Annotated in this window: 18 protein-coding genes; 5 read left to right on the plus strand and 13 right to left on the minus strand. The window is 61.8% G+C overall.

Annotation, left to right across the window (positions count from 1 at the left end):
* Positions 1 to 8: 8 nt before the first annotated feature.
* From ACMCNM_RS14020 to ACMCNM_RS14035, 4 genes are all read right to left on the minus strand, one after another.
* Positions 9 to 569, minus strand: coding sequence for a DUF2589 domain-containing protein (locus tag ACMCNM_RS14020; RefSeq protein ID WP_186676512.1), 561 nt, complete (start codon positions 567 to 569; stop codon positions 9 to 11).
* A 60-nt stretch (positions 570 to 629) separates the two neighbouring features.
* Entirely contained in the window at positions 630 to 1,328 is a 699-nt protein-coding gene (locus tag ACMCNM_RS14025; protein ID WP_412764650.1) for a DUF2589 domain-containing protein, read from the minus strand.
* A 40-nt stretch (positions 1,329 to 1,368) separates the two neighbouring features.
* Complete coding sequence (locus tag ACMCNM_RS14030) at positions 1,369 to 1,776, minus strand: Mor transcription activator family protein (protein WP_186676518.1); 408 nt, start codon at positions 1,774 to 1,776, stop codon at positions 1,369 to 1,371.
* A gap of 250 nt (positions 1,777 to 2,026) precedes the next feature.
* Positions 2,027 to 2,485, minus strand: a complete 459-nt coding sequence (locus tag ACMCNM_RS14035) for a hypothetical protein (RefSeq protein WP_186676520.1) — start codon at positions 2,483 to 2,485, stop codon at positions 2,027 to 2,029.
* A gap of 149 nt (positions 2,486 to 2,634) precedes the next feature.
* Between ACMCNM_RS14035 and ACMCNM_RS14040 the strand changes: the two genes are divergently transcribed.
* Complete coding sequence (locus ACMCNM_RS14040) at positions 2,635 to 2,823, plus strand: hypothetical protein (protein WP_027594812.1); 189 nt, start codon at positions 2,635 to 2,637, stop codon at positions 2,821 to 2,823.
* 36 nt (positions 2,824 to 2,859) lie between these two features.
* Here the strand turns inward: ACMCNM_RS14040 and ACMCNM_RS14045 are convergent, their stop codons facing one another.
* Positions 2,860 to 3,234, minus strand: coding sequence for a fe2+ zn2+ uptake regulation protein (locus tag ACMCNM_RS14045; protein WP_186702693.1), 375 nt, complete (start codon positions 3,232 to 3,234; stop codon positions 2,860 to 2,862).
* Positions 3,235 to 3,431: 197 nt separating this feature from the next.
* Here ACMCNM_RS14045 and ACMCNM_RS14050 point away from each other — a divergent pair, with 197 nt between their 5' ends.
* Positions 3,432 to 5,750 (plus strand): acylase, encoded by a 2,319-nt coding sequence (locus ACMCNM_RS14050; RefSeq protein ID WP_412764651.1) that lies wholly within the window; start codon positions 3,432 to 3,434, stop codon positions 5,748 to 5,750.
* A 127-nt stretch (positions 5,751 to 5,877) separates the two neighbouring features.
* On the opposite strand, the gene ACMCNM_RS14055 is transcribed toward ACMCNM_RS14050, so the two are convergent.
* On the minus strand, positions 5,878 to 6,600 hold the full coding sequence (locus ACMCNM_RS14055; RefSeq protein ID WP_412764652.1) for a UDP-2,3-diacylglucosamine diphosphatase: 723 nt from the start codon (positions 6,598 to 6,600) through the stop codon (positions 5,878 to 5,880).
* Positions 6,597 to 7,100: a peptidylprolyl isomerase gene (locus tag ACMCNM_RS14060; protein WP_186676526.1), complete on the minus strand. Its 504-nt coding sequence runs from the start codon at positions 7,098 to 7,100 to the stop codon at positions 6,597 to 6,599. The genes ACMCNM_RS14055 and ACMCNM_RS14060 overlap by 4 nt, the downstream gene beginning before the upstream one ends.
* 249 nt (positions 7,101 to 7,349) lie before the next feature.
* Here ACMCNM_RS14060 and ACMCNM_RS14065 point away from each other — a divergent pair, with 249 nt between their 5' ends.
* Both ACMCNM_RS14065 and cysS read left to right on the plus strand, forming a co-directional pair.
* Positions 7,350 to 9,053 carry a glutamine--tRNA ligase/YqeY domain fusion protein gene (locus ACMCNM_RS14065; protein WP_027594817.1) on the plus strand — a complete coding sequence of 568 codons (1,704 nt, stop codon included), beginning with the start codon at positions 7,350 to 7,352 and terminating at the stop codon, positions 9,051 to 9,053.
* 9 nt (positions 9,054 to 9,062) lie between these two features.
* Entirely contained in the window at positions 9,063 to 10,445 is a 1,383-nt protein-coding gene (cysS, locus tag ACMCNM_RS14070; RefSeq protein ID WP_186702691.1) for a cysteine--tRNA ligase, read from the plus strand.
* 45 nt (positions 10,446 to 10,490) lie between these two features.
* On the opposite strand, the gene ACMCNM_RS14075 is transcribed toward cysS, so the two are convergent.
* The gene (locus ACMCNM_RS14075) at positions 10,491 to 11,378 is read right to left on the minus strand and encodes an EamA family transporter (protein ID WP_412764653.1); all 888 of its coding nucleotides are present in this window, start codon (positions 11,376 to 11,378) and stop codon (positions 10,491 to 10,493) included.
* 113 nt (positions 11,379 to 11,491) lie between these two features.
* Here ACMCNM_RS14075 and ACMCNM_RS14080 point away from each other — a divergent pair, with 113 nt between their 5' ends.
* On the plus strand, positions 11,492 to 12,337 hold the full coding sequence (locus tag ACMCNM_RS14080; RefSeq protein WP_412764654.1) for an AraC family transcriptional regulator: 846 nt from the start codon (positions 11,492 to 11,494) through the stop codon (positions 12,335 to 12,337).
* Here the strand turns inward: ACMCNM_RS14080 and ACMCNM_RS14085 are convergent.
* The 5 genes from ACMCNM_RS14085 to ACMCNM_RS14105 form a co-directional block, all read right to left on the minus strand.
* Positions 12,250 to 13,641 (minus strand): sensor histidine kinase, encoded by a 1,392-nt coding sequence (locus ACMCNM_RS14085; RefSeq protein ID WP_412764655.1) that lies wholly within the window; start codon positions 13,639 to 13,641, stop codon positions 12,250 to 12,252. The genes ACMCNM_RS14080 and ACMCNM_RS14085 overlap by 88 nt on opposite strands.
* A complete protein-coding gene (locus ACMCNM_RS14090) occupies positions 13,619 to 14,299 on the minus strand; it encodes a response regulator transcription factor (protein WP_027594822.1) in 681 nt (226 codons plus the stop codon). The genes ACMCNM_RS14085 and ACMCNM_RS14090 overlap by 23 nt, the downstream gene beginning before the upstream one ends.
* Positions 14,300 to 14,457: 158 nt before the next feature.
* On the minus strand, positions 14,458 to 15,477 hold the full coding sequence (locus tag ACMCNM_RS14095) for a branched-chain amino acid aminotransferase (RefSeq protein ID WP_186676535.1): 1,020 nt from the start codon (positions 15,475 to 15,477) through the stop codon (positions 14,458 to 14,460).
* 242 nt (positions 15,478 to 15,719) lie between these two features.
* A complete protein-coding gene (locus ACMCNM_RS14100; protein WP_085273476.1) occupies positions 15,720 to 16,079 on the minus strand; it encodes a hypothetical protein in 360 nt (119 codons plus the stop codon).
* Entirely contained in the window at positions 16,076 to 16,453 is a 378-nt protein-coding gene (locus tag ACMCNM_RS14105; RefSeq protein ID WP_412764656.1) for a glyoxalase superfamily protein, read from the minus strand. Before ACMCNM_RS14105 ends, ACMCNM_RS14100 begins: the two co-directional genes overlap by 4 nt.
* Positions 16,454 to 16,540: the final 87 nt, after the last annotated feature.

Below are 16,540 nucleotides of genomic sequence, written 5' to 3' on the forward strand. Positions count from 1 at the left end.
CGCCGCGGTCAACGGACCGTGGCAGCCTCGACGAACTCATTGGTATCGGGTGTGGGCGGGGGTGTGGGTTTGGCTATGCGCACCGGTGTGATCAGGCTGGTGTACTCCTCGATCAGCCGGTTAAGCGCTTCAGGCGGCTCACTGGCCTGGAACTGCATGCGGATCTGCACCTCGTCAGGGTCACGACTGTCGCCCTGGCGGCCCTGGCCACCAATGGTCACCTTGAAACTGGCGGCGTTCGTCTCGCTGGCCGCCAGCAGTGCTTGCTGCGCCTCGGTGCCCTTCACGCGGACCGACAGGTCAACCTGCATGCGCTCAAGTGCCAGGCCCTTGGGCGACACTAGCGCAAACAAGGGCACGCGCATGATGTGCTGCTCATCCATGGCAATTTCGACCATCTTGGCCTTCATGGGCGCACCCAGTGCTTCGGTGTCGCAGTCGAAGAATTGATCGAACAGATTGATGTACTGCTGAGCTATCAGGCTGTTGGTGGCGCTGGCGGCTTCTTGCAGGCCGCGTGTGATCTCGCGCAGGTCGATGGATGTCATGGGGGCGGGGGACTTGTCCAAACGTTCGGCTCCTGGGTCCAGGGGGTGCCCCCTGTTGCGAGGGGGCGATCATTACCGACTTCAGTTGGCAGCAAGTGCCCCAGGCGTTGCTTTACTGCCCGGCGCATTCTGAGCAGCGGGCGCTGGTTTGCTGCCGTTCGCGAGGCCGTTGAGCGTGTCGGCTTGCGAGATCATGTCCGGGCTATTCAGCTTTGCGGACTTGACGACAGTGGGTTTGGTGGCGGCCTCGGTCAGGAAATCGATGACCCTCATCATCGCTTCAGGCGGGTCTTGGCGCTTCAGGGTCGTGCTGAAAGCGTAGCGGGCGCGGGTATCGGTCTTGCGGGTTTGCGTGGACTTGTGGCTGATGCTGCCCTTGACGTTGAGCTTGAACGGCCCCCAACCCAGCGACCCGGTTGCAGATGCGGCCAGGTTCTTGTCGGTCACGTCTTCCGACATCTGGTTGATGGTCAGTTCGAACTCGACATTACCTTCCTCGATGGCGATGTTCGGGTGGGTGATCGCCGCTACCAGCGGCACTTTCATGGTTTTGCTGACGACGCCTTGGTATTCACCCTGTTCATCGACGATGGTTTCGTCGTAGTCGAACTGGATGGCGACGGCCTTGCCTTCCTGAACGCACACTTGCATCAGAAAGTCGGCGTACGACTTGCTAGCGGTAACTTGTGCCTGAACCATGGCTTGCAGGGGGCCTGCGATCATGCGATCCATCGGCAAGGCATTGATGACGGACCCGATGAGGCTGTTGTCTAGGGACATAGCTGGATTCTCTTTTTAATGGGTGCAGCAAACGTGGCCGTCAGTGGCGACCATTAGGGTTATCGCCTAGCGAACATAGGGGGTCCTGTCGGCGGATATTGCCGATCTGCCGCAGGCTCAGGCCGTATTTGTCGGCCAGCAGGCTGCGTGACAAGCCCTCGGCGCTTTCCTGCTGGATCTGTAGGTTGCGCAACTGGCGCATGAAGTGGTCGGCTTTGGGGATTTCCAGGGCCACACCAGCGAAGCGCTTGATCAGCGCATCGAGCGCCTCGGCCGGGAGCACATTCGCGAGTTTGGTGCGCTCGCGGTGCTTGGGGATGTATTTGGGTCTGCCGCCATAGGCGCAGGTGAGCTGGAATGCATTGTCGATACCGATGCAGTCGATCAGCGCTTGCAGTGAGTGGGGTAACTGGCTGATGTCTATCCGGGTAAGGTCTGGTAACTCCATGCGACGCTCCATCGTTCGGTGTAGATGTGGTAAGCGATCACCTGCGGCGTTGTGTCGAAGGTGTGACCGAATTCTCAGGTAGAGCCAAGGTGCGTCGCTAGGCGCCATATAGGCTTGGGTTTGTAGCCTCGTTGAACAGTGTTTGCAGGCAGTGATTTCCCTTCTTGTAGGACATGCCTTCAACAATTCGCTGCAGCCGTTGAATTCCCGCTGTGACACGCCATGACTCACTTGCTGGGGCCAGTGACCTTCAATCGCACGGATAGATGCTCAACAGGCTTGCGCTTCTCAGGTATGCCTTGGGGGTCGTGCTCATGTCTTGGGGCAGGGCGCGCCAGTCGACCAGCAGGCACAGCGCGCGGAACGCATGCTCGGCGCGTTTTCCTATAATGCGATCGGGAAAATCTCGGCGATAAAGTGCCCGAGTCTGCTTCACTGCGTGCACTTGGTCGGCCTGTGCCAGTGTTTGTCGGGCCAACTCCGGTAACAGGGTTGCCGGCACGGTGAAGTGCACCTGGGTGGCATGAGCCTGCAGGTAACCCGCTTCGCGAACGCTGTACCAGAGTTGTTGCCATTGACTGGATCCGGCGCTGGCCCCCAGTTCATTGCCTAGCTTGAGCAACTGTTCGGTGGGCGCCTGGCGCGTGTCCAGTGCGTAAAGAGGGAGGGGCGTCACAGCAAGGGATGCGAACAGCAGGGATTTGTACATGGTGCCTCCGGCACGGGCGATGAGGGCCCATGCTTTCAGGCGAGTGGCACCACACTAAGCAGGAAATGCAGCGCCAGTGCGGGTGGGCGTTGTATCATTGCCGCGGCTCGTTGCGAGCCTTTTGCCCCTGATGTTGCAAGGAACTTTCAATGACACACGTGCAGCGCCTCAAATATTCACTTCTGATCATCCTGGTGGTACTGGGCCTCATGGTTGGCCTGTCCCACCTGCAAAAGCAGGGCACGATCAGTGAGCAGACCTTCCAGTTGCTGGCGATCGCCATTGCGGTGGTCGTGGTGGTCATCAACGGCATTCTGCGGCGCAAGGTCAAGCCCTGACCTGTGCGGGCCGGCCAGGTGTGGCCGGCCGTACGCTCAGCGTGGGGACGCTTGATCCAGCACGGCGCGGGCCTGGGGGTTGAGGCTGTAACATTTGTCGCTGCCCAGGTTGATGACGCCTTCGGCGCACAGCCGCTTGAGCACTTCGCGTACGCTCAGGAACGACAGCGGAATGTCCAGTTGTTCCAGTTGCGCGTGCACGCCACGCACGCCAATGCTGCGGCCATGGCGGTCGGCCGCATGCAGCGCATCGATCACCTTCAAGCGGATCAGGCTGGTGCGCAAGCCAAAGGTGCGTAAAAGTTCGCGAATCTGTTCGTTACCGACACGTTCTTCGGCGAAAACGTCCTGTCCCTTGGGCGCTTTGCCGGGTACACGTGCAGCCTGCATTGAGGGTTGCGGGTTGTACATGTGAATGCTCCTTTTCGTGGACTAACCCGAAATGTGGTTGCCTCACTTATTAGGACGAATGAGAACGGAAAATCTGCAGCCCGCTCGAAAAAAAATCTGCCTGTACCTGTTCAAGACGTTCTATCGCCTTGTAATACGTAAAATTTTCATTCAGCCATTCGTCTGATCGGGATGACCCCCCGATCCGAGGTGTGCCCGTGTTTTCGATTTCTCGTCCCATAAACAGCGCTGGCCTGGCGGCTGCGCTGGTCGCCTTCAGCACTGCTGCGCTGGCGCAGCCCGCCAGCACTGCTGCGCTGGCGCAGCCCGCCAGCACGGATGCCAGTGCGCAGATCCGGCGTACCAGCTACGGAGTACCGCACATCGTGGCCAAGGATGAGCGTGGCCTTGGGTATGGCATCGGCTATGCCTACGCACAGGACAACCTGTGCCTGCTGGCCAACGAAGTGCTGACGGTCAGCGGCGAGCGATCGCGGCACTTCGGTGCCAAGGCCAAGACCGTCGAGCAACGGGACAACCTTGCCAGCGACCTGTTCTTCACCTGGCTCAATACGCCGAGCGCCGTAGGGGCATTTCTGCAGGCACAACCGGCACCGGTGCGTGACCTGCTCGATGGCTATGCGCGCGGCTTCAACCGTGCCCTCGCCGAGCGTCGCAGCCAAGGCCTGCCGGCAGAGTGCGGGCAGGGTGACTGGGTGCGGCCGATCACCCGCGAAGACTTGGTCAAGTTGACCCGTCGCCTGTTAGCTGAAGGGGGCGTTGGGCAGTTCGCCGAGGCGCTGGCAGGGGCGCAGCCGCCCTCATTGACGAGCCAGCGCGAGGCCACAGGCTTTGCCACGGCGTTGGCTCGGCAGGAGCGTTTTGCCTCGGAGCGTGGCAGCAACGCTGTGGCCGTCGGTTCGCAGCGCTCGGCCAATGGCCGTGGCCTGCTGCTGGCCAATCCGCACTTTCCCTGGATGGGCGGCATGCGCTTCTACCAGATGCAACTGACCATACCGGGCCAGCTGAATGTGATGGGGGCGGCACTGCCGGGCTTACCTGTGGTGAATATCGGCTTCAATCGGCATCTGGCTTGGACACATACGGTCGACACGTCAAACCATTTCACCCTTTACCGCCTTCAGCTAGACCCGAAGGATCCGACCCGCTACCTGCTCGATGGCAAGTCTGTCCCGTTGATGCGGCAGGTCGTCAGTGTCACGGTCAAGGCCGAAGATGGCACCTTGAGCCAAGTATCACGCCAAGTTTACAGCTCGGAATTCGGGCCAGTGGTGCAATGGCCGGGGCGCCTGGATTGGGACGCGCGTGCGGCCTACAGCCTGCGCGACGCCAACCTGGACAATACGCGAGTGTTGCAGCAGTGGTACCGCATCAACCGCGCCGACAGCCTGGACGCGTTGAAGGGCTCGGTGCAGCAGTTGCAGGGCATTCCCTGGGTCAACACGCTTGCTGTCGATGAGGGGGGCGGGGCGCTGTACCTGAACCAGTCGGTGGTGCCGTACGTCGACCAGCAACTGCTGAGTGAGTGCGGCGACCCCAAGGCGCAAGGGCGCATGGTGGTGCTCGATGGTTCGCGCAGTGCCTGCCAGTGGAAGGTCGACGCGCAGGCCGCGCAGCCCGGCATCTTCCCCGCACGATTGCTGCCGAGCCTCGCGCGCAAGGACTTCGTGCAGAACTCCAACGACCCTGCCTGGATGGCCAACCCGGCTCAGCCGTTGACCGGGTTTTCGCCGCTAGTCAGCCGTGATGACCAGCCCCTCGGCATGCGTGGGCGTTTTGCCCTGCAGCGCCTGCAAGGCACGGCCAAGCTGGGTGTAGACGACCTGCAGCGCATGGTGATGGATGATGAAGTCTACCTCGCGAGCCTGCTGCTGCCGGACCTGCTGGCGTGGTGCAAGGGTGCCGAGGCAGATGTGCAGCCTGTGTGTGCCAGCCTGGTCGCCTGGAATGGCAAGGCAGACCTGGACAGCGGCGTTGGCCTGGTGCATTTCGAAAACATGCTCGAGGCCCTGGCGGCTCACGCTGAAAGCTGGCGGGTAGCGTTCAACCCGGCCGACCCGCAGCATACGCCGCGTGGCCTGGCGGTCGAGCAGGCGGCAGTGCGCAAACTGCTGCACGAGGCGGCGCTGGCGTCCCAGCAGCAAGTGGCAAAAAGCGGGGTCGGGGGCGACAGCCGTTGGGGGCAGGTGCAGCAGGCTATCGATGGTACGCCGGTGCCTGGCGGGCCGCAGGGGCTTGGGGTGTACAACGCGATCCACAGTGTGCCGCATGGGCCGGGCAAGCGCCTGGTGGTCAGTGGTACCAGCTACCTGCAACTGGTCAGCTTTACCGAACAAGGGCCGCAGGCGCGTGGGCTGCTGGCGTTTTCACAGTCAAGCGAGGTGGGCTCGGCGCATGCGCATGACCAGACCAAGGCGTTCTCGGCCAAGCAGCTGGCAGTGATGCCGTTTACCGAGGCGCAGATAAAGGCAGATCCGGCGTATCGCGAGACAGTAATCAGCGAAGGGGATAGATAAGTGAATCTGGGGCTGCTTTGCAGCTCATCGCAGGTACAGGTATGTGCGAATCCCTGGGAATACGCTGTACCTGTAGGAGCTGGCTTGCCTGCGATGGGCTGCGAAGCGGCCCCAGATTTCCGGGTAGTCAGGAAAACTCGAACGGCGTTAACTGAAAGCCCTGTTCATCGACCTGCAGGGTCCAGCCCCGGCGGTCCCAGTCCCCTAGCACAATGCGCCGTGCCGGTTGCCCGTCCACCACCAGCTTGTGAATCGCCGGCCGGTGGGTGTGACCGTGAACCAGCGTCCTGACACCGTGCGCCGCCATCACCTTGGGCACTTCCTCCGGCGTGACGTCGACGATTTCCGTGGCCTTCATGCGCGTTTGCGTGCGGCTTTCACTGCGTAGCTTGCGCGCCAGCTTGTGCCGCGTGGACAGCGGCAGGTGCCGCAGAATCCAAAGGCTCAACGGATTGCGCAGGTAACGACGCAGCTTCATGTAGGCCACGTCCCGCGTGCACAGCGTGTCACCATGCATCAGCAGCACCTGCTCACCGCCCAGTTCGACAACGCTTGGGTCGGCCAGCAAGGTGCAGCCCGCGGCATCGCAAAAGTCCTGACCAATCAGGAAATCACGGTTGCCGTGCATCAGGTAGACCGCCGTACCGCTGTCGCTCAACTGGCGCATGGCCTGGCAGATCGCCTGCTGGAACGGCGTCATGGCATCGTCGCCGATCCACGCTTCGAAGAAGTCGCCCAGGATGTAGAGCGCTTTGGCATGCCGCGCACGGCCATCGAGCAGATCAAGAAACGCCCGGGTGATATCCGGGCGTTCTTCTTGCAGGTGCAGATCGGAGATCAGCAGTATCACCCAATGATCTCGGCTTTCTCGATGATCACGTCTTCTTTCGGTACGTCTTGGTGGCCCGCTTTCGAACCGGTGGCGACTTTTTCGATGGCGTCGACGATTTCACGGCCTTCGATCACTTCGCCGAATACCGCGTAGCCCCAACCCTGCACGTTCTTGCCACTGTGGTTGAGGAAGTCGTTGTTGGAGGCGTTGATGAAGAACTGCGCCGAGGCCGAGTGCGGCTCCATGGTGCGGGCCATGGCGATGGTGTACTTGTCGTTCTTCAGGCCGTTGTCGGCTTCGTTCTGGATGCTGGCACGCTTGTCACGCTTTTCGTTCATGCCTGGCTCGAAACCGCCGCCCTGGATCATGAAGCCCTTGATCACCCGGTGGAACACGGTGTTCGAGTAGTGACCGGCTTCAACGTATGCCAGGAAGTTGGCAACGGTCAGCGGGGCTTTTTCGGCGTTCAGTTGCAGGACGATGTCGCCGTGGTTGGTGCTCAGTTTGACTTTGGACATGCTGAAATTCGCTCTTTCAAGGCATTAAGGAATTAGGGTGCGCAGTACGCGGGTTATCACCTGACGCAGTATCAGGCGATCGCGACACAATGGCGCGCACAGGCCATTTTGCCAGCCTGCGGCAAAAAGCCGTGATAAATCACGCCAGTTTGTCCGAGCCCGGCTGTCAGCAGCTTGACTGCTTCGGCTATGATAGGCCCTTTGATTCAATCGGCCTACCCAGGCCGGACACGTGCATTCAAGGATCCTATGAGCAAGCCCACTGCCGACAACGCGCCCAACGCCGCTGCCAAAGGCGCCCCCGCTGTCCCTGCGAACTTCCTGCGGCCGATCATCCAGGCCGACCTGGACTCGGGCAAGCACAGCAGCATCGTCACCCGCTTCCCGCCGGAGCCCAACGGTTATCTGCACATTGGTCACGCCAAGTCGATCTGCGTGAACTTTGGCCTGGCCAAGGAATTCGGTGGCGTCTGCCACCTGCGTTTCGACGATACCAACCCGGCCAAGGAAGACCAGGAATACATCGACGCCATCCAGAGCGACGTCAAGTGGCTGGGCTTCGACTGGGCCGGCGACGTGCGCTATGCCTCCAACTACTTCGACCAGTTGCACGATTGGGCGGTCGAGCTGATCAAGCGTGGCAAGGCCTATGTCTGCGACCTGACCCCTGATCAGGCCAAGGAATACCGCGGCAACCTCAAGGAGCCTGGCAAGAACAGCCCGTTCCGCGAGCGCAGCGTCGAAGAAAACCTCGACCTGTTCGCACGCATGAAGGCCGGCGAGTTCAAGGACGGCGAGCGCGTGCTGCGGGCCAAGATCGACATGGCGTCGCCGAACATGAACCTGCGCGACCCGATTCTTTACCGCATCCGTCATGCCCACCATCACCAGACCGGTGACAAGTGGTGCATCTACCCCAACTACGACTTCACCCACGGCCAGTCGGACGCCATCGAGGGCATTACCCACTCGATCTGCACCCTGGAGTTCGAAGGCCACCGTCCGCTGTACGACTGGTTCCTCGACAACCTGCCGGTGCCGGCGCACCCACGTCAGTACGAGTTCAGCCGCCTGAACCTGAACTACACCATCACCTCCAAGCGCAAGCTCAAGCAGTTGGTCGATGAGAAACACGTCGACGCCTGGGATGACCCGCGCATGTCGACCCTGTCCGGCTTCCGCCGCCGCGGTTACACGCCGGCGTCGATCCGCAATTTCTGCGAGATGATCGGTACCAACCGTTCCGACGGCGTGGTCGACATGTCGATGCTTGAGTTCAGCATCCGTGACGACCTCGACCGCACCGCGCCACGTGCCATGTGCGTACTGCGCCCGCTGAAAGTGGTCATCACCAACTACCCGGAAGGCCAGGTCGAGCAGCTCGAACTGCCGCGCCACCCGAAGGAAGACATGGGGGTACGTGTCCTACCGTTCGCCCGCGAGCTGTACATCGACCGCGACGACTTCATGGAAGAACCGCCGAAGGGCTACAAGCGCCTGGAACCGGCCGGTGAAGTGCGCCTGCGTGGCAGCTACGTGATCCGCGCTGATGAAGCCATCAAGGATGCCGACGGCAACATCGTCGAACTGCGTTGCTCGTACGATCCGGACACCCTGGGCAAAAACCCGGAAGGCCGCAAGGTCAAGGGTGTGATCCACTGGGTGCCGGCCGCAGGCAGCGTCGAGTGTGAAGTGCGCCTGTACGACCGCCTGTTCCGTTCGCCAAACCCGGAAAAGACCGAGGACGGCGGCAGCTTCCTGGACAACATCAACCCAGATTCGCTGCAAGTGCTGACCGGCTGCCGCGCCGAACCGTCGCTGGGCCAGGCGCAGCCTGAAGACCGCTTCCAGTTCGAGCGCGAAGGCTACTTCTGCGCCGACCTCAAGGACAGCCAGCCGGGTCGCCCGGTGTTCAACCGCACTGTCACCCTGCGTGACTCCTGGGGCAGCTAAGGAACCGTCGTGCTTAACATCTACAACACGCTGAGCAAAACCAAGGAAGCCTTCAAGCCGCTGGATGGCAACAAGGTGCGCATGTACGTGTGCGGCATGACCGTGTACGACTACTGCCACCTTGGCCACGGCCGCAGCATGGTGGCCTTCGACCTGGTCACCCGTTGGCTGCGCAAGAGCGGCTACGAGCTGACCTATGTGCGCAACATCACCGACATCGACGACAAGATCATCAACCGGGCCAACGAGAACGGCGAGACCTTCGACGCGCTGACCGCCCGCATGATCGACGCGATGCACGAAGACGAGCGCCGCCTCAACATCCTGCCGCCGGACCAGGAGCCACGTGCCACCGATCACATCGCGGGCATGCACGCCATGATCCAGACGCTGATCGACAAGGGCTACGCCTACGCGCCGGGTAACGGCGACGTGTACTACCGGGTAGGCAAGTTCGTCGGGTACGGCAAACTGTCGCGCAAGAAGATCGAAGACCTGCGCATCGGTGCCCGCATCGAGGTCGACGAGGCCAAGCAGGACCCGCTCGACTTCGTGCTGTGGAAGGGCGTCAAGCCGGGCGAGCCGAGCTGGGAATCGCCGTGGGGCCCGGGCCGTCCTGGCTGGCACATCGAGTGCTCGGTGATGTCCACCTGCTGCCTGGGCGAGAGCTTCGACATCCACGGTGGTGGCAGCGACCTGGAGTTCCCGCACCACGAGAATGAGATCGCCCAGAGCGAGGCGGCCACCGGCAAGCAGTACGCCAATGCCTGGATGCACTGCGGCATGATCCGTATCAACGGCGAGAAGATGTCCAAGTCGTTGAACAACTTCTTCACCATCCGTGACGTGCTCGAGAAGTATCACCCGGAGGTCGTGCGCTACCTGCTGGTGGCCAGCCACTACCGCAGTGCCATCAACTACTCCGAAGACAGCCTGCGCGATGCAAAAGGCGCGTTGGAGCGCTTCTACCACGCCCTGCGCGGCTTGCCACGAGTGCCGGCCAAGGGCGGCGAGGCGTTTGTCGAGCGCTTCAGCATGGCGATGAACGACGACTTCGGCACCCCGGAAGCCTGCGCCGTGCTGTTTGACCTGGTGCGCGAGATCAATCGCCTGCGCGACAGCGATCCGGACGCGGCAGCGGGCCTTGCCGGTCGCCTGCGTGAGCTGGGCGATGTGCTGGGTGTGCTGCAACTGGAGGCCGACGACTTCCTGCGTGCAGGCGCAGAAGGCAAGGTCGATGCGGCTGAAGTGGAAGCGTTGATCCAGGCGCGCCTGCAGGCGCGTGCAGACAAGAACTGGGCGGAATCCGACCGTGTCCGTGACCAGCTGACCGCCATGGGCGTGGTGCTGGAAGACGGCAAGGGCGGGACTACCTGGCGCTTGGCAGACTGATCAATGGCGCGAGGGGCTGCCACGCAGCCCTTTCGCGACACGCCACTAAACAGCAGGCAGCGGTTTTCTCCTCAGCACCACTCGCCCTTTCTTCATGCCGACCGCCAGCGCTGACAAAATCAGGGCAATACACAGCCACTCCCAGCCGCTAGGCACCTCATCCACGATCAAGGCTGAGCTGACGATGCCGAATACCGGAATCAGCAGCGACAGCGGCGCTACCGTGGACACCGGGTATTCGCGCAACAGGTAATTCCATCCCCAATAGCAGAAGTGCGTCGCGGCATACACCTGGAAGACCAGGGAAAAGACCACGACAGCATTCGTGTGCGCTGCCAGTGCCACGAACGGGGTTGCGCCATGCAGCCACCACGTGAGCGACAGCAAGGGTATTGGCGCAAATAGGCTGGCCCATACCACGAAGGCAAAGATTTCCTTCACCTTTGACAGCTTGATGATGACGTTGCCGATGCTCCAGGCCAGTGCGCTGATCAAGACCAGCAGCAACCCTGTTGTCGTGGTTTTGCCCGGGCTTGCTGCGAGGATGCCAACCAAGCCGGTCGCCGCCAGCCCGATGCCGACCAGTTGCGGGCCGGTCAGGGGCTCGCGAAACAGCAAGCAGCCCCACGCCAGGGTAAAGAATGCACTGAACTGAATCAGCAGCGAGGCGCTGCCCGGTGGCACACCCATGGCGATGCCGAGATTGATCAATGCCCACATGGCTACGCCGAAGATCAGGCCATAGGCACCTAACCAGCGGACGGCAACCTTGGGGCGCTTGACGAAAAACACCCACGGCAATGCGCACAGCGCGAAGCGTAAGCCGGTGAGCAGCAGGGGGTCGACGTGGGCCAAGCCCAGTTTGGTGATCGGGAAGTTGAGGCCCCATAGGGCTGTGACCAGGACGGCAAGGGTCAGGTGTTTTCTGTGCATGGTTTGGCAATCTTCTGAGGTCGCGGCAGTGCGCCTTGACGCTTCAGTCACTATGCCGCGGTAACGGTTTGGCCCGCTTTCAATTCAGGGTCGGATCTAATTAAAATCAGGCCATGACCTACGTTGAAGATACGCTGTACGACGACACGCCTTGTGATGTGGTGGTGACGAGAAAGGCCTTTGCGGACGGCGAACTGTTCCCGATGCATCGCCATGGTCGCGGCCAGTTTGCCTTTGCCGCTTGCGGCGTGATCACGGTTGCAACCGAATCAGGTAATTGGGCCGTGCCGCCGTTACGGGCCATCTGGGTGCCTGCACAAGTGGCCCATGCCATGCAGATGCGCGGCCCGGTGACCATGCTCAATGCCTATATTTGCCCGCAGGCCGCCGAGCGGGTTGGGTTGCCTGGGCATTGTCATGTGTTTGCGGTTTCCCCTTTGGTGCAGCAGTTGCTTGAAAAGGCGATCGAAGTGCCTGTGCAGTACCCCCTGCAGGGGCGTGATGCCTGCTTGATGGGCTTGCTGCTGCATGAGATTGCCGACATGCCGGCGCTGTCGCTGAATGCGCCGATCCCCAAGGAGCCGCGCCTTGCGCGGGCATGCAGAGCGTTTCTGGCGGCGCCTTCGCTGCAAACAGGCATCGATGGCATGGCGGACTGGGCCTGCATGAGCCGGCGTACGTTCACGCGCCAGTTTCGCGTGTACACCGGGATCAGCTTTATTGAATGGCGCCAGCAGGCATGCTTGCTGGACGCCGTGGTGCGGCTTGGCAATGGAGAGCCGGTCACCCGTGTCGCACTGGCGCTTGGCTACAGCAGCCCGAGCGCCTTTGCGACCGTGTTCAAGCGCTTGCTGGGCGATGCGCCCAGCCGCTATTTCGATGCCCCCATCAATGGGCAATGCAGTACCAGCCTGGCGCCGCCCAGTTCGCTGGCGCCTACCTCCAGCGCAAACCCATGAAGGTCGACGATCGCGGCAACGATCGACAGGCCCAGCCCGAAACCTGGGTGCCGGTGACCTTCCTCGCTGCGATAGAACCGCTTGAGTACCGCCGTACGTTCCTCTTCAGGAATTCCCGGGCCGCTGTCCTCAATGGCGATGTGCAGGCCTTGGTCGTCCTGCGTCGCCAGCACGCGCACGCGGCCACCCTCTGGGGTGAACTTGATAGCGTTGCCCACTAGATTGGCCAATGCCTCGAACAGCAGTTCGCGGTCACCGTGCAGCGCCGGTAGCTGCGCGGGCTGCGCAAGTTCCAGGCGGATACCGCCATCCTCCGCCAGCGGCAGGTAGAAGTCGTGCAGCTCTACCAGCAGATCATGCGGGTCGAGTTGTACAAAACCTGCACGCCGCTGACGGTCCTCCAGTTCACTGATGCGCAACAAGCCGCGAAAGCGCGCCATCAAGGTATCGGTTTCGCCAATCGCCTGGTCGAGTGCCTCGGCCTGCGCCGAGTCGGTAGCACTCTGCTGGCGGATTCGGTACAGCTGCGCGCGCAGGCGGGTCAGCGGCGTGCGCAGGTCGTGGGCAATGTTGTCGCACACCCCCTTGACCTCGTGCATCAACCGCTCGATGCGGTCGAGCATGGCATTGACGATGGCGGCAAGCATGTCCAGCTCGTCGCGACGGGCTGACAGCGGCAGCCGGTGGGTGAGGTCGCCGGCGACGATCAACTCGGCCTGGGCCTGAATCGCGCGAATGCGCTTGAGCGGCCTGCGCCGCAGCAGGTACCAGCCGGCAAACCCGGGGATCAAGGTCAGGGAAATACCCCAGAGCAGGGCATGCAAGATGATCCGCGTGACCACGAACAACGAGCCATTGTCCCGTACCAGCACCAGCCAACGGCCATCCTGCACTTTGATGGCCACGGCGTCGCAGCTGTCGCGTGGCATGTGCGGGTCATCGGCGTCCAGGCAGCGTTTGAGCTCATGCACCTTGCCGTCCAAACCTAGCTCCGAAGGCAGCGTGCGCAGGCGGCCGCCAAGCGGGTTGAGCTGGGCATCGAACAGGCCGTAGGCATCGAAGCTGCGCTCCTCGAAGGCCTGGCTGGCAATCAAGGCGTCGTCCAGTTGCTTGCCGCTCATGTGTGCGAACAGGTGCTGGCGCTGCAGCATGGAATGGCGAGTCAGTTTGTTCAGGTAGCTGGAGACCTCGAAGTACAGCACCCCCATCAGGATGCTGCTCCAAGCCACGAACAGAAAGCTGTACAGCGCCAGCAAGCGGCTGGTTGACGAGCTCCAGCCCTTAGACGGGTTCAGCAATGGCATAGCCGGAGCCCCGTACCGTACGGATCAGCGGCGATTGGCCGGGCGAGTCGATCTTCTTGCGCAAGCGGCCGATGTGGACGTCGATGAGGTTGGTGCCCGGGTCGAAGTGATAGCCCCAGACTTCTTCGAAGATCATCATCCGCGTGATCACCTGGCCGCTGTGGCGCATCAGGTATTCGAGCAGTTTGTACTCGGTCGGCAGCAGGTTGAGGGTGTGCTCGCCGCGGCGGGCTTCGTGGCTGATCAGGTCCAGCTGCAGGTCGGCGACTTGCAGGCGGGTCTGGGTCATCGGCACGCTGTTGCGGCGCAGCAGCACCTCGACACGGGCGGCCATTTCGTCCGAGGCGAACGGCTTGGTCAAGTAGTCATCCCCCCCGGCACGCAGGCCACGCACGCGTTCGTCAACGTCGGACAGGGCGCTGATCATCAGGATCGGCGTGGCGATTTTCAGGTTGCGCAAGGTCGTGACGATGGTCAGGCCATCGACTTCGGGCAGCATACGGTCCAGGGTAATCAGGTCGTAGCCACCGGCAATCGCCTTGGCGAGGCCTTCCCGGCCATTGTCGGCCCAATCCACGTCCAGGCCGTGGCTGGAGAGTTCGGCGACGATTTCCTGGCCGGTGACGGCGTCGTCTTCGATGGTCAGTACGCGTGGCATGCTGGTTCCTGGGCGGCGAATAGAGGCTTGATTGTGCCAAAGAATAGACAAACGGCGATTTAAGAAAAATTCATCTGGCGCTTCGGGCCCGACCCAGCAGCCAAAAAAAAGGGCATGCCATCATCTGGCATGCCCCTTTGTCAGGCTTGCAAAGCGCCTCAGGCGACCTTGACGATCCAGCCTGCCGGTGCTTCGACGTCACCGCTCTGGATGCCAGTCAGCTCGTTGTAGAGCTTTTGGGTTACCGGGCCGACTTTTTCCAGGTCATGGAAGACGTGCAGCTTGCCGTTGTACTCGATGCCACCGATCGGGGTGATTACCGCAGCGGTACCGCAAGCGCCTGCTTCGATGAAGCGGTCGAGGTTGTTGATCTCGACATCGCCTTCGATCACTTTCAGGCCCAGGCGCGAGGACGCCAGTTCCATCAGCGACAGGCGGGTGATGCCTGGCAGCACGGAGGCCGACTTCGGAGTCACGAACTCATTGTTGGCGGTGATGCCGAAGAAGTTGGCCGAACCGACTTCCTCGATCTTGGTGTGAGTCAGCGGATCGAGGTAGATGGCGTCGGCGAAGTTGGCTTTCTTGGCTTCAGCACCTGGCTGCAGGCTGGCAGCGTAGTTGCCACCGACTTTGGCCGCGCCGGTGCCTTGCGGGGCGGCACGGTCGAAGCTGGAGATCTGGAAGTTGTGCGGCTTCATGCCGCCTTTGAAGTACGAGCCAACCGGGATGGCGAAGACCGAGAAGATGAACTCGGGGGCGGTGCGCACGCCGATGTTGTCGCCGGTGCCGATCACGAACGGGCGCAGGTACAGGGCGCCTTTGCCATGGGGCGGCACGAAACGCTCGTTGGCCTTGACCACTTGCTTGCACGCTTCGATGAACACATCGGTCGGCACCTGTGGCATCAGCAGGCGGGCGCAGCTGCGCTGCATGCGTGCGGCGTTCTGGTCCGGGCGGAACAGGTTGATCGAGCCGTCCTTGCAACGGTAGGCCTTCAGGCCCTCGAAGCACTGTTGGCCGTAGTGCAGGGCAGTGGAGCCTTCACTGATGTGCAGTACGTTGTCTTCGGTCAGGGTGCCCTTGTCCCACTCGCCATTGCGCCATACGGACAGGTAGCGTTTATCGGTCTTGATGTAGTCGAAACCCAGCTTGTCCCAGTTAATGCTCTCGTTACTCATGACACCCTCGATTGTCTTGCAGATGCCCGATCGCTCGGGCTGCTGTTATATGCGCACCACGCCACGATAATACATCCGTCGCGGATCGGGAACGGCCAGTCACGAAACAGCGTGCGATTGGGTGGGGGGAGGGCGTATGTCTGGGGTTTTGCGCCGCCCTTGAGATCGAGCGCCGCCCGCGCGGCGCTCGATCTCATAGGCGGCGAAGATCTACCGTCATTCATATGAAGGCCCACACCCCCTCAGCGCCCCCGCAACCGCTTACCCCAATCCCCGCCGTGGCTCCGACTACAAGCCTCTTCACTGTCAAACCGCACATGCCAAGCCGGGTGATCCAGCCGTATCCCCACTTCATCAAGCGCCTGACAGGTCAACGCCAGCATCCGCGCTTTAGCCACCCCAGCCAGCGCTGCAGCCTTGTCTGCCTCGCGCTCGAATACCCAGGTAATGCGCAGGCTGGCAGGAAAACTGTCGGGGTCAAGGTGATGGGTAAGCCAGGTGAACCCGACAATCTCTGCCTTGGCCGTTTCGCAGGCCTCCGTCAGGCAAACCACCAGCTCACGCTCCACGCGGGCCATTTCGCGCTTGCCCATGGCCTTCATTGCGTGGCCTCATCATCGATTTGCTGGCAGAAGCGCAGGCGGTTGCCAAACGGGTCATGGACCTGCATCTGCAGGCCCCAGTCCAGGCGTTCGGCTTCGGGCCGGGCGTAGCCGTAGCGTTTGGCCTGCAGTTCGCGCTCGAGGGCGCGCAGGTCGTCGAGGCGGGCGAACACGGTCGAACCCGGGGTGGCATCGCCGTGGTGTTCGCTTAGGTGCAGGATCAACCCGTCGCGGTGGATTTGCGCGTACAGGGGCAGGTCCGGGCTGAAGCGGTGTTCCCAGTCCAGGCTGAAGCCGAGGAAGTCGAGGTAAAACTCTTTGGCTTTTTCGACCGAGAAAATACGCAGTACCGGGATGGCGGGGGCGAGCGGCATAGGGCGTCCTTGGCCGTTGATGAAGGTGCAACTGTAGCGCAGATGCGCCGATGCTTGTGCGTGTGTCGCGCAATGGCCGACGGCAAT

Source organism: Pseudomonas sp. NGC7, from assembly GCF_047159675.1.
In the GTDB taxonomy this organism is placed as follows: domain Bacteria; phylum Pseudomonadota; class Gammaproteobacteria; order Pseudomonadales; family Pseudomonadaceae; genus Aquipseudomonas; species Aquipseudomonas kermanshahensis.

Bases quoted from the DNA above. Each gene is read 5' to 3' on its own strand.
- ACMCNM_RS14025 (WP_412764650.1), bottom strand. From the start codon at position 1,328: ATGTCCCTAGACAACAGCCTCATCGGGTCCGTCATCAATGCCTTGCCG.
- ACMCNM_RS14030 (WP_186676518.1), bottom strand. From the start codon at position 1,776: ATGGAGTTACCAGACCTTACCCGGATAGACATCAGCCAGTTACCCCAC.
- ACMCNM_RS14035 (WP_186676520.1), bottom strand. From the start codon at position 2,485: ATGTACAAATCCCTGCTGTTCGCATCCCTTGCTGTGACGCCCCTCCCT.
- ACMCNM_RS14040 (WP_027594812.1), top strand. From the start codon at position 2,635: ATGACACACGTGCAGCGCCTCAAATATTCACTTCTGATCATCCTGGTG.
- ACMCNM_RS14045 (WP_186702693.1), bottom strand. From the start codon at position 3,234: ATGTACAACCCGCAACCCTCAATGCAGGCTGCACGTGTACCCGGCAAA.
- ACMCNM_RS14060 (WP_186676526.1), bottom strand. From the start codon at position 7,100: ATGTCCAAAGTCAAACTGAGCACCAACCACGGCGACATCGTCCTGCAA.
- ACMCNM_RS14065 (WP_027594817.1), top strand. From the start codon at position 7,350: ATGAGCAAGCCCACTGCCGACAACGCGCCCAACGCCGCTGCCAAAGGC.
- ACMCNM_RS14075 (WP_412764653.1), bottom strand. From the start codon at position 11,378: ATGCACAGAAAACACCTGACCCTTGCCGTCCTGGTCACAGCCCTATGG.
- ACMCNM_RS14080 (WP_412764654.1), top strand. From the start codon at position 11,492: ATGACCTACGTTGAAGATACGCTGTACGACGACACGCCTTGTGATGTG.
- ACMCNM_RS14085 (WP_412764655.1), bottom strand. From the start codon at position 13,641: ATGCCATTGCTGAACCCGTCTAAGGGCTGGAGCTCGTCAACCAGCCGC.
- ACMCNM_RS14090 (WP_027594822.1), bottom strand. From the start codon at position 14,299: ATGCCACGCGTACTGACCATCGAAGACGACGCCGTCACCGGCCAGGAA.
- ACMCNM_RS14095 (WP_186676535.1), bottom strand. From the start codon at position 15,477: ATGAGTAACGAGAGCATTAACTGGGACAAGCTGGGTTTCGACTACATC.
- ACMCNM_RS14100 (WP_085273476.1), bottom strand. From the start codon at position 16,079: ATGAAGGCCATGGGCAAGCGCGAAATGGCCCGCGTGGAGCGTGAGCTG.
- ACMCNM_RS14105 (WP_412764656.1), bottom strand. From the start codon at position 16,453: ATGCCGCTCGCCCCCGCCATCCCGGTACTGCGTATTTTCTCGGTCGAA.